The sequence below is a fragment of the Blautia sp. Sow4_E7 genome, from assembly GCF_052116245.1.
Classification (GTDB): Bacteria; Bacillota; Clostridia; order Lachnospirales; family Lachnospiraceae; genus Blautia_A.
The window spans coordinates 51,055-66,482 of the sequence record NZ_JBQKLL010000001.1; the positions used below are offsets into that span (position 1 = coordinate 51,055).

A 15,428-nucleotide genomic window follows, 5' to 3' on the forward strand; every position below is an offset into this window, starting at 1 on the left:
TCAAAGAAAGCGCCGCTTCCATATATCTCTTAGTTTCCTTTTATACATTAAAACGGAATAAGATCACATCGCCATCCTGCACTACGTAATCCTTTCCTTCCATTCTTACCAGACCTTTCTCTCTTGCACCTGCGTAGGAGCCGCAGTCCAGAAGATCCTGATAATTTACCACTTCCGCTTTAATGAAACCACGCTCAAAATCAGAATGGATCTTACCAGCAGCCTGTGGTGCCTTTGTTCCGATCTTGATGGTCCATGCTCTTGTCTCATCCTCTCCGGAAGTAAGGAAACTCATAAGGCCAAGCAGATGATAGCTTGCCTTTACCAGCTTCTCAAGACCGGATTCCTTAAGTCCCAGATCCTCCAGGAACATTTTTCTCTCATCCTCGTCCAGCTCGGAAATCTCTTCCTCGATCTGGGCACAGATTACGAAAATCTCACTATTCTGCTCAGTAGCGTATTTTCTGACGGCCTGTACATGTGCATTGTCAGCACCATCATTTGCAAGATCGTCCTCTGCAACATTTGCCGCATAGATAACCGGTTTCTGGGTGAGCAGATTATAGGTTCCCATCCAGGCTTCCTCATCCTCATTCTCCAGTTCCATGGTGATAGCCATCTTGCCATCTTCCAGCCATTTCTTGATCTTCTGAAGGAAATCAAGCTCTTTGGCAGCTTCTTTATCCATACGGGCAGTCTTGGTAACCTTGGCAATTCTTCTCTCCAGGATCTCCAGGTCAGAGAAGATCAGTTCCAGGTTGATGGTCTCAATATCACGGATCGGGTCAATGCTTCCGTCTACATGGATTACATTGGTATCCTCGAAACAGCGAACCACGTGAACAATGGCATCAACCTCACGTATATTTGCAAGGAACTGGTTTCCAAGACCTTCACCCTTAGAAGCGCCCTTTACAAGACCAGCAATATCTACGAACTCAATAACAGCCGGTGTCACCTTCTTGGAATGATAAAAATCTCCAAGCAGCGCAAGTCTCTCATCCGGCACCGTAACAACTCCCACGTTAGGGTCAATGGTACAGAACGGATAGTTGGCAGATTCTGCGCCAGCCTTTGTCAGAGAGTTAAAAAGTGTACTTTTTCCTACATTTGGTAATCCAACAATACCTAATTTCATTTTATCCTATTTCTCCTTATTTTTAGGGGCGTCTGACATTTCTCTACGCCATTTTTACGCCATTTCTACGCCATCTTTACGCCATTATAGCACAAAAGGCGAAAATATCATATATCTACCCCAATATTATTATTTTCTAATTGTTTTATTGCACTTAACATGGAATCATCTGTAACATGTACATATGTATCCATTGTCGTTGTTATTTTCTCATGTCCCAGAAATTTCTGTAGAACTTTTGGTGATACTCCCTGTTCTATAGCCCTGGTAGCGAATGTATGTCTTAATGTGTGCATTGAAAAATGTTCTAGTCCAGCCTGATCGCACAGCTTATATAAATGCGAATCATATGAACTATTCTTGGTAGGCAATCCAGTTCTGAAATTTATGAACACTAAATCTTCCATATCAAGAAACTCTTGTTTGCCGCTTCTTCGGTCTAAATATGGTAATTTTTGTGATAATTCTATTGACTTTTTCTGCTTGTCACGAATTTCATATAATTCCTTCAAAATGTTATATGCATTGTTTGTCAGTGGAATAGTTCTATAACTATTTGGGGTTTTGGTACAACCAGCTCTCCAACATTGATTTGTATATCTATACTCTAGAGTCTTATTTACCGTTAAAGTACGTTTTTCAAAATCAACTGCGTCCCAAGTTAGACCAATCAATTCCCCTGTACGCAAACCGGTTTCTAGTATCAATGCATATTGCCTGTAATTATGAGTTTTCTTTGCAACTTGCAAAAATCTTTTCTGTTCTTCAACTGTCAGAATTCTATGGTTGCTTGCTTTCTTAATAGGCTTTTTCGTATACACATCATCCATAGGATGTTTTTCGATTATGTCGTTTCTCACTGCTGACTTAAACATTGTTCCCATTGTGATATAAGTCTGTTTAATAGTTGAGCCTGCATATTTTTCTTCCATTTTATTGAGAACTTTTTTACAATGCATTGGACGTACATCAGATATGCACATATTGCCTATGAATGGCTTGATATTTTTATCATATCGTTCTTGATAATTTCGTCTTGTATTTGGAGCTAAATCCTTAATAATATTCTCTTGCCAGTAATTAAACCAGTCATCAACTTTCATATCCGAAGTAGTACCTAATTCTTTATGTCTGTCTTCGTACTGTGTATCTGCCAGCCATTTTTTTGCTTCAGCTAATTTAGAGAAATATTTTTCAAGACGTTTACCCGATTTACTTACAAATCTGGCTGAATATCTACCATTACTTCTTTGTGATAGACCCTTCCCACATTCACGACCTTTTAAATCTTTTCCCATGTATCAGTATCTCCTTAGATGAGAAAGTACCTGATACAATATTTGATTCTATCACATCAGGTACTTTCCTTCAATTAATTATTGAAAATTTTTATATTTCAATTTCTTTTTTCAAGAATTTCTCAAAAGCTTCCCTCTTTACCAATTTCTTAGTTCCCACATATAATACAAAGGAACAACCTGGTTCTTTTAAAAGTTCGTCAATTTTGTTTATCCCAATATTGGAATACTCAGCAGCTTCTCGTATTGTGAGATTTATCTTTTGTGGAATCGTTAAATGTTCAGTTCCACTCATTAACACAAACTCCTTTTATTTTAAAATTCTACATCATCTGGTAACTCGTCACCATTATGACCACCACCACCATTGTTAACCAATCCCAATATTAGAGTTCATATAAATAATCTCTTTTCCAGACTTGTTTATTTCCACTCTTCCTCTTGGATAGTAATTATATGGGGCTTTCGAATGAGAAATCTCTTTCCATAAATATTTATGGACATATGTATCTCCCGATTTCGCAACTGCATTTAAATATTTTCCCTTATCAAAAGGAATCGCCAGCAGTTCACCATCTATAAGCCAAAATAGCCCCTTAGTTGGCTTTTGTACTTCTATCACGTTATTCATTTATTACCCCATTATTTTATTTTTTCATTTAGTGAAATATTATTGCTCTGATATATAAAAAATGCAATTTCTGGAACTGTAAAAGAATAATTTATTTCTCGTAAATAACTTGAAATGTCAGTAGAATTGATAAGCCTATAAACATCCATCAGCGACCCTCCAGCATAACGCTCAGAAACCACTCAACAGTGTCTTTATATTCTTTTCCTTTTATGCTTTCGCGCAACTCTTTCTGAAAATTAATATATTCTTCATATGTCCACAATTCAAACGGCTGCATTTTTTCAAGCCTAAACCAGCTTGTCTTAACATTTTCTCCTAAATCATGTTTTAACGGCGCACATTGTAAATTCAGCCCATTGAGAAACCTGTCTGTATTTTTAGAAGTTGCAGCTTCTATGGTGGTATTATCTACTGGAACATGAAACCACTTCCTTGCACTATCAATATTCCAATACTTTGTTTTTAAATTTGATTCAATAATAACCAAATTCAACAATGTTTGATTCAGCCACCGCTGTGCGATTCCGTAAGCAACATTTCCAACATTTTTATAACACTGAAGAATTTCCAAACAGATCTCATTATGCTGTTCATCAAATTCTTTCTGGCTTTTTGTTTCAAGTAAAGCTGGGATTCTACAGCATAACAGATTTTCAATTTCCTGTTCAATATCATTTTTTTGATCTATACTGACTTTATTTTTCAAAACAACTCTTCGCCAAAACTCTCTATAGGACTTTCTGGCACATTTAAAAATAACATCATTAGCAGTATCTGTTTTTCTTATATCATAATACCGATAAATTAAATATAAATTCATTTCGTCCATTTAAAGCCCTCCTAGTCCTTGTTTTACCTCTTTTTTCTGTTTACAGGTATTTTTCTTTTTGAATTTTTATAAAGAAAAAGAGATGTTTTCTTTTATCCCCCAAAATTCCATATTATCTTTAAAAATTATCATTCTACTGTATTACAATTCTTTTTGGCTACGCACGAATTACATTTAGGATTCCTCTTAGTACAGATTTCTCCATATCCTTTTGCACAATAAGACCATAAAATAAAATCTATCTCCGCAGAACATTTATGCAGTTCTTTTGCAATTTCATCAATAATATTCATTGCTTCATAAAGCGGAACAATCACTTCCTCTGAACAGCCCAGAATTTCACTTCCCAGAATTCTTCTGATATGTCTGTCTGGTTTTGCCATATCATATCCCACATTACGTAAATATTCAGCAATCAGTGCCTCCCCCATCTGTGTCATTTTTAATTCACTGCCAGGAGTAGCTAATTTATAAATCAGCAATTGTTTAGTAGGGTCTTTTTCAATCAATTTCTGATAACAGCCATCAATGCTTCCATGCTCTTTCTCTAATTCCTGTAATTTAGGAATATTCTTCTGTATCAAAGCAGCCATCTGTTTTCTTGTACTCTGGCTTCCATATCCCAATACAATAATTTTTTCGCTAATCTCATTAGGCTCACAGGATAAAATATAATTTACATCAAACTGATTGAATACATCTTCCACTGGAAGAATCATTCCTGTTTCTACGTCTATTCCAGGCTCCATACGCTCCCATGCAACAGAAGAACTTAACATAGAGTAAACCATAGCCCTTACATGGTCTGTTAAGGAAAATGATTTCTGATTAACTCTATTATCAATCTGATGTTTCATGTATGTATTTTCCCATAACTTCTTAGGATTAACAGTTCCGTTTTCCACCAACAATTCAGTTCTTAAAGAATTATCAATTTCGCTAATAATGCCACTTACTTCTTTAATAGTTCTTACCATTTCACGCCCTCCTTCAAGATTTTATATATGTTCATGGTAGAACACATTTTGTGTATTATCAACTCATTTTGAGTTTGTTTCTACTTTTCTCGACATCTTCCTTTAGTATGTATCTAGGAGGTGCACTACATGGATTTTAGCAATACTTTACGAATGCTTATTGAGGAAAATGACCTAACTCAAAAAGAACTGGCAAAACAGTTACATCTTGCTCCATCCACATTAGGAAGTTATGTTCAAGGTTCCAGAGAGCCCGATTTTTCTACATTAAAACAACTTGCAGATTACTTTAATGTGTCTATAGATTATTTACTTGGACATTCTACCGATTCTATCAATTCCCCACTTGAAATTGAATTGTTAAGAGTATTTCGTTCTCTAACCGTAGAACAGCAATATATCTGTATAGACCAAAGCAAAGTTCTGATGAAATACCATACAAAGATAAAAGAACAACAAAAAAGACATTCATAAACATTACATGGACATATTTCAGAAAATTTTTACATCACCTTACATATATCCATACCGAACAGACACTGTCTCTCTGTTTTTTTAGCTTATACTGAAACCTTCTGTGTGATGCTTTAAATACAGAACATCTAACCTAGATGAAAAAACAGACTGTCATGTAGGGAAAAAATTCTTAATTAAATTACACTAGCTCATTCGCTCGAATAACCGCCTTAGAACCTGTTATAAGACAATGAAATATCATTTCAGCTTCAACAGATTCATTACCAATTTTACCATGACATCTTTCTCTTCTGCTTTTGATTCAGCAATCATTAGCGTGATTGCTACCAGAGTTCCATCACTGAGTCTCTTTTCTCCATTTTGAAACAATGCATTGTTCTTGTCCAAAAATTCCAAAAATAATGAGGCTGCGATTCTTTTACATCCATCTGCATATGGATGGTCTTTTATCATAAAGTACAATAGATTAGCCGCTTTCTCTTCTAAGGACGGATATGCGTCCTGTCCAAATACACTTTGGTAAACCGCAGCAATAATTCCTTCTACCTTACCTGACTCTTTTTCTACGCCAAATACATCTGTATCGAAAGAATCCTTCATTTGACCAACCATTTGAACACACTCTTCATAAGTAATTCGGTACACTGGGGGGCTTCCCACTGGCTTACTTAATGCCTGGTGGTCATATTGATCCAGAAGAATTAATGCATCTGTATATTCATTTACAGCTCTAAGCACATCTTTCTCCTCTATGTTAAGTGCATCTGCAAGCATCCTTGACTGAATATCGACTGTTTTTCTGAGTGCCTGGAGACGCTTCTCATTAATAGCATAACCTTTCAAAATAAACTGTTTAAGAATATTATTTGCCCATTTTCTAAAAGCTATACCTCTTTGTGAATTTACTCTATATCCAACTGCTAAAATTACGTCCAAAGAATAAAATGCAACTGGCTGCTTTACTCCATCAACACGCATTTTTTGCGTGTTGTTATCTTTATCCACTTCTGAAGACCTAAAAATATTATTTACGTGCTTTCTGATATTCGTTTCATCCTTTTCAAACAGAACAGCCATTTGATTAGCAGATAGCCATACCGATTCTCCATCTCGGGATACTGGAACTTCTAATTGTATATTTCCATCCATAAATAAAACGATATCATTTTCCATATCCTTCACCCATTTTCCCTTCTTCACAATGTACAATATATATAATCTTTTGCCTACAACACTACCTACTACAACTGCCATTAACCAATAAAAAATATTTTATGGTGATGTATCTATTACTCATTTTATCGCACTTTTCCAATCCAGTCCATCTCGTCACCTTAACCGATAAAAAAAATTTTCTGGCTCCTAATCTAACCTAGATGAAAAAATCAGACTGTCATGGTGGAAAATATCCTCAATTAAATTATACTGGCTCATTCGTCCGAATAACCGCCTTATAACTACTGCTCGCCTCTGAATTCATATCTAACATATTAATATTTCATATATTGAAAAAACACCTCATATTCTCTCAAAATATGAAGTGTTTTTCTTTCGTAACATAACAATCCGCTAATATTTCTCTACGCCAATTTTACGCCATTTTTTGTTATTATAACACAAACAGCGAAAATGTGATATATTTCCAGCCCCTTATTTTGCAATATAATGGTTATTTCAGGTTACTGGTCAGGTCACAGACAGTAACTATTTCAGATCTCTGGACATGATCATAAGAAGACTGCCCTTTTCATAAAGCACCTGTGCCTGTTCCTCCTGAATCTCGTTGCTGACAGTGAGTCCGCAATTGTCCGGAGTAAGACGGTAATGATCCAGTGGATATTTGAATCCCTTCAGGGTAAGGCCTTCCACTGTTTCTCCAGCGGCAAAAAAGGAAACATATTTTCCGAACTGTGTATCTTTTCGGATAATATGTCCGTTTTCCACAAGGCAGATATAATTCTGCGCATCTGCCAGGATCACATGAACACCTTTTTTTCTACCATACTGCAGAAGTCCCATGTTTCCAATAAAATGGTCCAGCCTTCCGCCGGTTGCCCCAAGGATCAGGATGTTCTTTGCACCTTTTCCAATTGCAAGATTTAAGGTAGACTGGGTATCCGTATCATCCTTTTCCGGATTCAATTTTACAATTTCGGTACCAGAAAGACTCTCCAGATAAGCTTTTCCTTCCCTGGACAAGCTGTCGAAATCCCCATCTGCAATGTCTGGGGTAAGCCCTGTTTCCCGGAAGAAATCCAGGCCTCTGTCAGCCGCCAGTAAAAGCAGCTTCTCCCCATTTCTCTCTTTTTCTATTTTTTTTATAAAATCGAGGGCAAAATCTTTCTGGATCATGCCCCCGCTTACGATTACTGTATCTATCATGCTATCTCTCACTCGATCTGGTCGCCGATTTCTTCGATCTCTTTCTGAATGTGACGTACATTTTCTGCAATATCCCCGCCAAACACCCAGGATCCGGCAACAAAAATGTTGGCGCCAGCCTTCATAACCGTTTCCAGGGTATCTCCGTTGATTCCACCGTCAACCTCAATATCCACACTCAGATTCTCTTTGTCGATCAGTTCCTTCAGCTCCTGAATCTTCTCTGTACACTCATCCATATATTTCTGTCCGCCAAAGCCTGGCTGTACAGTCATTACCAGAACCATATCCACATCCTCAAGCATGTGGCTGATATCATTTACCGGAGTAGCAGGTTTAATGGAAACTCCAACCTTCACACCTGCATCCTTGATACGCTCTATGGTCCGTTCCAGATCCTCGCAGGCTTCTGCGTGAACGGTAATGGAATCTGCACCACAGTCTACAAAATCCTGAATGTATCTTTCCGGCTCTGTCACCATAAGATGAACATCAAAAAACATCTTGGATTCTTTACGGATTGATTTGATCACCGGCATTCCAAAAGAAATGCTTGGCACAAAATCACCATCCATAACATCAATGTGGAGCCACTTAACTCCTTCGTTTTCAAGAATTTTGATCTGTTCGCCCAGGCGGTTAAAATCCGCTGATAAAATGGAAGGGCATAGCTGATACATAGTTTTAGTATCTCCTTTTCTCTTTTAATTCCTCATATAATGCCAGATAGTCATCGTACCGCAGCTGGCTGATTTTTCCTTCTGCCAGAGCTTCCTTCACGGCACAATCCGGTTCATGGATGTGCATGCATCCCTGAAAGCGGCACTGCGGCTCATATTTCACAAATTCCGGGAAATAATCCCGAAGTTCTCCTTCTTCCATATCTGTTAGATATAAAGAAGAAAATCCCGGAGTGTCCACCAGAAAAGTATCCTTTTCTACTGGAATCACCTGGGAATGTCTGGTAGTGTGCTTGCCTCGCTTCAGCTTTTTGCTGATCTCACCGGTCTCCATCTGCACTTCACCCTGCATACAGTTGGTGATGGAAGATTTTCCTACCCCGGAGGGTCCGGCAACTACTGTTGTCTTTCCCTTCAGGACCTGACGGATCTGGTCAATTCCTTCTCCCTCATAGGTACTGGAAAGGATCACCTGATATCCACATCCTGTATAGGTTTCATACAACAGTTCCAGTTCTTCCTTCTCTCCCAGATCTTTCTTGTTAAAACAGATAACAGCAGGAATTCCCTGCTGCTCCATCATGATCAGAAACCGATCCAGAAGAAGGAAATTAGGTTTGGGATTCTCCATTGCAAAAATCACAAATGCCTGGTCTACATTAGCCACAGCGGGACGGATCAGGGAATTCCGGCGGGGAAGGATGGCAGTCACACTGCCCTCCTTCTTCTCCTCGTCCAGAACTGTGATCTCCACATTATCTCCTACCAGTGGCTTAAAATTGTCCTTTCGGAAAATTCCCTTGGCTTTGCATTCGTAAACATTGCCGTCTTCTGCATAGATATAATAAAAACCTGCAATTCCTTTAATGATCTTTCCCTGCATGGATTACTCTGCTTTCTCAAAAGTAAGAGGATAATGACCAAGTTCCTGATAGCTTCCGTCAGACTGCTGTTCAGACAGATATAAGGTTCCCTCAGCCACTCCAGGTGCGCCTGTGATATCCAGCTGATATGGGAATGTAAGCTGCTGTCCGTCTACAACAGTGCTTGCCGTTGGAACTCCATCCACTTCCTGAACCAGCTCCAGTCTGATCAGACCGCCATTATATCCGGTCGGTGTGTTCAGTCTCTGTGTACACTTCCATACTTCGCCGTTTGCCACTGCCTGGGAAGTATCTGTGGAAGAGCTCTGTGTATCAGATGTGCTCTCTGATGCGGATGGATCCTGGCTGCCGCTGCTTACGGTAATGGTAATGGTATCCTGATCCGGATCTGCATATACAGGATCATCATCTGTAAATCCGATCGGATCCTGAGAAATAACAGTTCCTTCTGCAACCTCTGTACTCATCTGCTGCTCTACATTGATATTAATGAATTTGCCAAGCTTTGCAATTGCCTCGTTTTTCTCCAGGCCAGTTACATCCGGAACCTGGACACTGTCGCCATAGTTAATGCCACGGCTGATAGTAAGAGTAACGGTATCTCCAGCCTTTACAGTACTTCCTGCTGCTGGGTCAGTATCCAGAACACATCCGATATCCACAGAAGAACTGCTGTCTTCATCTGGATAAATCTTATTGATCTGGACGGTTACGCCCTGGCTTTCCAGAGTTTCCTGTGCTGTGGCACCATTTTGTCCAAACAGATCTGGCATTGTGATCTGCTCAGAGCCTTTACTTACATAATAGTTGATTGTAGAATTTTTAGCGATCTGTGTTCCCTCTACAGGATCCTGGGAAGAAATATTGCCTTTTTCCTGTGTGGAAGCCTCTTCACCTTTATAGCTCATTCCAATATTTAAGGATGCACAAAGTTCCTGAGCTTCTGCCTCAGTTTTGCCGATCAGATCTGGTGCAGAGACCATTCCGTCATCCTCGCTGCTCTGTGTGGTATCTGCAGCCTGCTGCTCCTGCTGGCTGCCGGTATCGTTCTTACTGTCTCCACCGATCAGACCTGCTGCTTTTCCAACTACAAGGATTACTGCAATAAGAACTGCTGCGCCCACAATCAGTGCAATAATGCTTCCAGCTACGCTGACGCCCCTTTTCTGTTTCTTAATGCGTCTCTCTCTGTCCTCACGCTCTCTGTCCCGCTCCCGTTCTCTGCTCTTGCGGGAACGTTCCGGCTTCTCATCCTCGTCATAGTCATAATCATCGTCATCATAATTGGTCTCATTCAACTCTTTTTCAAGAGCCTCGATATCCGGTTTGACGGTCTGCTTTGGAGTATGCTTGATCTCTCCAAGCTCTTCATCTGAGATCACAACGGTCTTTGCCTCTGTATCTACTGAGGTCAGCTTTACGAAATCGCCCTGTGGATCGATCAGCGAATGCTTCAGATCTGCGATCACGTCCTCCATCTTATTGTATCTGCGGTCCACACTCTTCTGGGTACATTTCATAATGATCTGTTCCAGGCTGTATGGAAGATCTGGTGAATATACACTTGGCGGTACCATTTCCTCCTGAAGATGCTTGATCGCAATGGCAACTGTAGTATCTCCGTCAAAAGGTACACGTCCCGTTACCATCTCATACAAGGTGATACCAAGAGAGTAAATATCACTCTTCTCGTCGCTGTATCCGCCTCTTACCTGCTCCGGTGAGCTGTAATGTACAGAGCCCATAACATTGGAGCTGATCGTATTGGAAGATGCAGCTCTGGCAATTCCGAAGTCTGTTACCTTCACCTTGCCATCTGTAGAAATAATAATGTTCTGCGGCTTCACATCACGATGTACAATTCCGTGGCTATGTGCAGCCTCCAGTCCCATAGATACCTGAATGGCAATACTGGTAGCTTCTTTTACAGAAAGCTTACCCTTCTTGGAAATATACTCCTTCAGGGTAATTCCCTCGATCAGCTCCATTACAATATAATAAACGCCCTCATCATCTCCTACGTCAAATACATTTACAATATTTGGATGAGTAAGGCCTGCTGCTGCCTGGGCTTCACTTCTGAATTTCTTTACAAAAGTAGCATCCTCTCTGAATTCCGGCTTCAGAACCTTAACCGCAACAAAACGATTCAGTTTATGGTCCATTGCCTTGTATACGTCCGCCATTCCGCCGGTACCGATTTTACTTACAATTTCATAGCGTTCCGCTATAATCATACCTGTCTTTAACATGTTTCCACCTCATTCGTGAATGGTTCTATCAATATGATCGCAATGTTATCCTTGCCGCCGTTGTTGTTGGCTTCCTGTATAAGAGTATCGCCCTTCCAGGTAATATCCTCATCAGAATTCAATATGATTTCTTCCATTTTTTTGTCTTCCACCATATTACTGAGACCATCGGAACACATCAGGATCGTGCTTCCTGGTTCCAGACGCATATCAAAGAAATCCACATCTATGGTTTTCTCTGCTCCCAGAGCTCTGGTGATAATATTCTTATCCGGATGGTTTCTTGCCTCCTCAGCAGTGATCTCGCCCATTCTTACCATTTCTTGAACCAATGAATGGTCTCTGGTAACCTGCCGGAGTTGTTTGTCAACCACATACAGTCTGCTGTCTCCCACATTGGCAACATAGGCATACTGGCCTACGATGGTGGCTACTACCATGGTAGTTCCCATTCCACGAAGCTTTTCGTCCTTCTGTGCCTGTTCTATAATCTCTGTGTTCGCAGTCTCAATGCCATGACGGATTACCTTTACAGGATTATAATCCGTATCCTCCCTGATTTCATCTACCAGTATCCTGACAGCGTGAGAGGAAGCATAATCACCTGCATTGTGCCCTCCCATTCCATCAGCAACTGCAAAAAGATTGGGGAGATTTCCAACCGGGTCATTGGAAGCGAACACATAATCCTGGTTCATCTTCCGCTTCATTCCTATATTCGTAGCTGAATATACCCTCATGTCACTTCTCGCTTTCTGTCCTTTTCGTTACTGCGGATCGTAACTTTTTTCCATATAGCTTTTTCGTAATTGTCCACAGGCACCGTCTATATCACTGCCCATTTCCCTTCTAATAGTAACATTAATTCCGCATTTTTCAAGTTTTATTTTAAAATTCTCCACAGCCTGGTGTGTAGAACGCCGGTAAGAACGCTCCTTAATAGGGTTTACCGGGATCAGATTTACATGACAGTTAATGTCATGGATCCTGCTGCTCAGCTCCCTTGCGTCCTCATCACTGTCATTAACACCAGCCACAAGACTGTATTCAAAAGTAATTCTCCTGCCAGTTTCCTGGAAATAATTCCGACAGGCGTCCAGGACCTCATCCATGCTGTAACGCTGTGCGATAGGCATAAGTTCCCGTCTCTTTTCATCATTTGGAGCATGCAGGGATAAGGCAAGAGTGATCTGCAGCTTTTCCTTTGCAAGCTCATAAATTTTCGGAACAATTCCGCAAGTGGATACGGTGATATTCCTCTGGCTGATGTTAAGACCGCCTTCGTCAGAAAGCAGATGCACAAACCGTACAATATTATCGTAATTATCCATAGGCTCACCAGTTCCCATCACTACCACATTGGATACCCGCTCCCCGGTAATGCTCTGGATGCGGTAAATCTGATCCAGCATTTCGGAAGGAAGAAGGTTTCTGGTCCAGCCGCCAATGGTGGAAGCACAGAAACGACAGCCCATTTTACAGCCAACCTGAGAAGAAATGCACACAGAGTTTCCATGTTTATAACGCATGAGAACACTCTCGATCACATTTCCATCAGAAAGGCGGAACAGATATTTTCTTGTGCCGTCAATAGCTGAAATCTGCTCATCTACCATTTCCAGGGCTGCAATGGGATAATCTTTTAATTTTTCCTTTAATTTGCCTGGTATATTTCCCATCTCATCATAGGATGTTACCAGATGTTCATGAAGCCAGCTGTAAATCTGCTTTGCCCGAAAAGGCTTTTCTCCCAGTTCGGTCATGAGATTTTTCAACTCTTCTTTGTTCATAGACTTAATGTCTGTCATATTTTTATTCCTATTTTCTTCTGAATTTTGCAATAAAGAATCCGTCTGTCTTATGTACTCCCGGAAGCAGCTGCAGATAGCCAAGAGCAGTTGTCTCTGAATGAAGTTCCTCTGGGAGATAAGGATCCAGGCTTTCCAGCTTAAACGGATAATGGTTCAAAAACCACATCATATTTTCTTCGTTTTCTTCTTTTGCAATGGTGCAGGTACTGAAAACCAGCTCTCCCCTTGGCTTTACATAGTTGGCAGCCCGGTCCAGAATGGTTCTCTGTAAAATTACGATTTCATCCTGTTTCTGAGGGGTAACACGGTATTTGATCTCTGGTTTCTTACCGATCACACCGTAGCCGGAACATGGCACATCTGCGATCACAATATCCGCCAGAAGTTCTGAATCCTGGTCAAAAACAGTGGCATCCTGTACTCTTGCCTGTACGTTGATGGAATTGGTACGCTGGATGTTCTCCTCGATCAGGTTTACCTTATACTGGCTTACATCCCTGGCATCTACAGTTCCATAGCCTTCCATTTTATCCCCCATGTGAAGGCTTTTTCCGCCTGGCGCAGCACACACATCAATGACATAATCTCCCTTTTTCGGGTTGGCAACCTCTGCAACCAGCATGGAGCTTACATCCTGAACCACAATCTTACCTTTGATAAAGGCATCCAGAGCCAGGATATGATTAAAATCGAAAATGCTGTACGCATAAGGCAGATATGGCGCAGGTGTTACCTGGACTCCCTGACTTTCAAGGCTCTTTACAATTTCTTCCTTGGAATTCAGGTAAGTGCGGCATCTGATGGTAAGAGGATGTTCTGTAAGAAAATCAGCAAGGATCTTCTCTGTCGTCTCCTCCCCGTATGCTTCCAGCCATCTGTTCACCAGAACCTCAGGCATGGAGTATTTTACAGACAGATATTTCACAAGGTCGTCCTCTTTTTTCGGGAACTGTACCTGATCCATTTCGCGTGCAATTGTGCGAAGAACACCGTTTACAAAAGGTTTCAGATTATAAAAGCCCTTTCTCTGCGCCAGCTTCACAGCCTCATTACACACAGCACTGTCTGGCACACTGTCCATGTATTTCAGCTGGTACACGGCACTTCTTAAGATTTCCCGGATAGCAGGCTTCATTTTATCTACCGTTACCTTGGAAAAGGAATTGATAATATAATCAATCTGGATCCGGTATTCCAGTGTTCCCTCGCAGACACGGGTAATAAACGCCCTGTCCTGTTTGGGAAGGAACTGGTATTTGGAAAGGGCATTGCGGATGGCCACATGGCTGTGCTCGCCCTCTTCAATTTCAAGCAAAATTTCCAGGATCATTTCCCTGGAATTAACTCCATTAATCATCCCGTCTTCTACCTCCGGAAAGTATGATCAGTCTCAACAGCTGCAAAATGGAGGAAGCAAGAGCTGCCACATAAGTAAGAGCTGCTGCGGTAAGAACTTTTCTGGCGCCCTGATTTTCCTCATGGCTTAAGATACCGGTGCTCTCCAGCATTTTTAAAGCTCTTGAGGAAGCATTGAATTCCACCGGAAGTGTTACAAGCTGAAACAGAACAGCCAGCGAAAACAGCACTATTCCAGCTGTAGTAAGAGCCGGTATGGAAAGGATCAGTCCCAGGACGAAAATCGGCCAGGAAAGGGAAGATCCAAGATTTGCCACCGGCACAATAGCTGAACGGATATTCAGCGGTGCATAGTTTACATTATGCTGAATGGCATGACCGCACTCATGAGCTGCTACACATACAGCAGCTACAGAGGTTCTTCCATATACATCCTGTGAAAGCGCAAGCCGCTTTGTTCTGGGATCATAGTGGTCTGTAAGGCTTCCGGAAATCGGAACGATGGTCACATCATAAATTCCGGCTGCACTTAAAATCCGCTGGGCTGTCTGGGCTCCCGTAAGACCTGAGTGGCTTCGCACCTGCTGATAACGGGCAAACGTACTTTTCATCTTTCCAGACGCAGCCAGTGCCAGCACCATTCCTATGATCAGCAACACATAAGTAGGATCAAAATAAAATCCATAAGGATATCCATATCCGTACATAAG

The 15,428-nt window shown here is 40.9% G+C and carries 16 protein-coding genes; 1 reads left to right on the forward strand and 15 read right to left on the reverse strand.

The features are described from left to right. Positions 1–40: 40 nt before the first annotated feature. From ychF to ACTQ50_RS00255, 6 genes are all read right to left on the reverse strand, one after another. The gene (gene ychF, locus ACTQ50_RS00230) at positions 41–1,138 is read right to left on the reverse strand and encodes a redox-regulated ATPase YchF (protein WP_441482432.1); all 1,098 of its coding nucleotides are present in this window, start codon (positions 1,136–1,138) and stop codon (positions 41–43) included. A gap of 107 nt (positions 1,139–1,245) precedes the next feature. Next, positions 1,246–2,436 (reverse strand): tyrosine-type recombinase/integrase, encoded by a 1,191-nt coding sequence (locus ACTQ50_RS00235; RefSeq protein ID WP_441482433.1) that lies wholly within the window; start codon positions 2,434–2,436, stop codon positions 1,246–1,248. Positions 2,437–2,527: 91 nt separating this feature from the next. After that, on the reverse strand, positions 2,528–2,731 hold the full coding sequence (locus ACTQ50_RS00240; protein ID WP_441482434.1) for an excisionase: 204 nt from the start codon (positions 2,729–2,731) through the stop codon (positions 2,528–2,530). Positions 2,732–2,806: 75 nt separating this feature from the next. Next, a complete protein-coding gene (locus tag ACTQ50_RS00245; protein ID WP_441482435.1) occupies positions 2,807–3,067 on the reverse strand; it encodes a hypothetical protein in 261 nt (86 codons plus the stop codon). A gap of 148 nt (positions 3,068–3,215) precedes the next feature. After that, positions 3,216–3,899 (reverse strand): hypothetical protein, encoded by a 684-nt coding sequence (locus ACTQ50_RS00250; RefSeq protein ID WP_441482436.1) that lies wholly within the window; start codon positions 3,897–3,899, stop codon positions 3,216–3,218. 128 nt (positions 3,900–4,027) lie between these two features. Then, positions 4,028–4,876, reverse strand: a complete 849-nt coding sequence (locus ACTQ50_RS00255) for a hypothetical protein (protein ID WP_441482437.1) — start codon at positions 4,874–4,876, stop codon at positions 4,028–4,030. A 129-nt stretch (positions 4,877–5,005) separates the two neighbouring features. Between ACTQ50_RS00255 and ACTQ50_RS00260 the strand changes: the two genes are divergently transcribed. Continuing rightward, positions 5,006–5,350 carry a helix-turn-helix domain-containing protein gene (locus tag ACTQ50_RS00260; protein ID WP_441482438.1) on the forward strand — a complete coding sequence of 115 codons (345 nt, stop codon included), beginning with the start codon at positions 5,006–5,008 and terminating at the stop codon, positions 5,348–5,350. A 240-nt stretch (positions 5,351–5,590) separates the two neighbouring features. Here the strand turns inward: ACTQ50_RS00260 and rhuM are convergent, their stop codons facing one another. The 9 genes from rhuM to ACTQ50_RS00305 all read right to left on the reverse strand — a co-directional run bounded on the left by rhuM (position 5,591) and on the right by ACTQ50_RS00305 (position 15,425). Then, entirely contained in the window at positions 5,591–6,607 is a 1,017-nt protein-coding gene (gene rhuM, locus ACTQ50_RS00265) for a RhuM family protein (RefSeq protein ID WP_441482439.1), read from the reverse strand. A gap of 450 nt (positions 6,608–7,057) precedes the next feature. Next, positions 7,058–7,735, reverse strand: a complete 678-nt coding sequence (locus tag ACTQ50_RS00270; RefSeq protein ID WP_441482440.1) for a thiamine diphosphokinase — start codon at positions 7,733–7,735, stop codon at positions 7,058–7,060. A gap of 8 nt (positions 7,736–7,743) precedes the next feature. Next, a complete protein-coding gene (rpe, locus tag ACTQ50_RS00275; protein WP_441482441.1) occupies positions 7,744–8,415 on the reverse strand; it encodes a ribulose-phosphate 3-epimerase in 672 nt (223 codons plus the stop codon). A 4-nt stretch (positions 8,416–8,419) separates the two neighbouring features. Beyond that, positions 8,420–9,298 (reverse strand): ribosome small subunit-dependent GTPase A, encoded by an 879-nt coding sequence (gene rsgA / locus ACTQ50_RS00280; RefSeq protein ID WP_441482442.1) that lies wholly within the window; start codon positions 9,296–9,298, stop codon positions 8,420–8,422. Positions 9,299–9,301: 3 nt separating this feature from the next. Then, the gene (gene pknB / locus ACTQ50_RS00285) at positions 9,302–11,551 is read right to left on the reverse strand and encodes a Stk1 family PASTA domain-containing Ser/Thr kinase (protein ID WP_441482443.1); all 2,250 of its coding nucleotides are present in this window, start codon (positions 11,549–11,551) and stop codon (positions 9,302–9,304) included. After that, entirely contained in the window at positions 11,545–12,291 is a 747-nt protein-coding gene (locus ACTQ50_RS00290) for a Stp1/IreP family PP2C-type Ser/Thr phosphatase (RefSeq protein WP_441482444.1), read from the reverse strand. The genes pknB and ACTQ50_RS00290 overlap by 7 nt, the downstream gene beginning before the upstream one ends. A gap of 27 nt (positions 12,292–12,318) precedes the next feature. Beyond that, complete coding sequence (rlmN, locus tag ACTQ50_RS00295; protein WP_441482445.1) at positions 12,319–13,359, reverse strand: 23S rRNA (adenine(2503)-C(2))-methyltransferase RlmN; 1,041 nt, start codon at positions 13,357–13,359, stop codon at positions 12,319–12,321. A gap of 10 nt (positions 13,360–13,369) precedes the next feature. Beyond that, a complete protein-coding gene (gene rsmB / locus ACTQ50_RS00300; RefSeq protein WP_441482446.1) occupies positions 13,370–14,719 on the reverse strand; it encodes a 16S rRNA (cytosine(967)-C(5))-methyltransferase RsmB in 1,350 nt (449 codons plus the stop codon). After that, on the reverse strand, positions 14,712–15,425 hold the full coding sequence (locus tag ACTQ50_RS00305; protein WP_441482447.1) for a zinc metallopeptidase: 714 nt from the start codon (positions 15,423–15,425) through the stop codon (positions 14,712–14,714). Before ACTQ50_RS00305 ends, rsmB begins: the two co-directional genes overlap by 8 nt. Between the last annotated feature and the right edge of the window lie 3 nt (positions 15,426–15,428).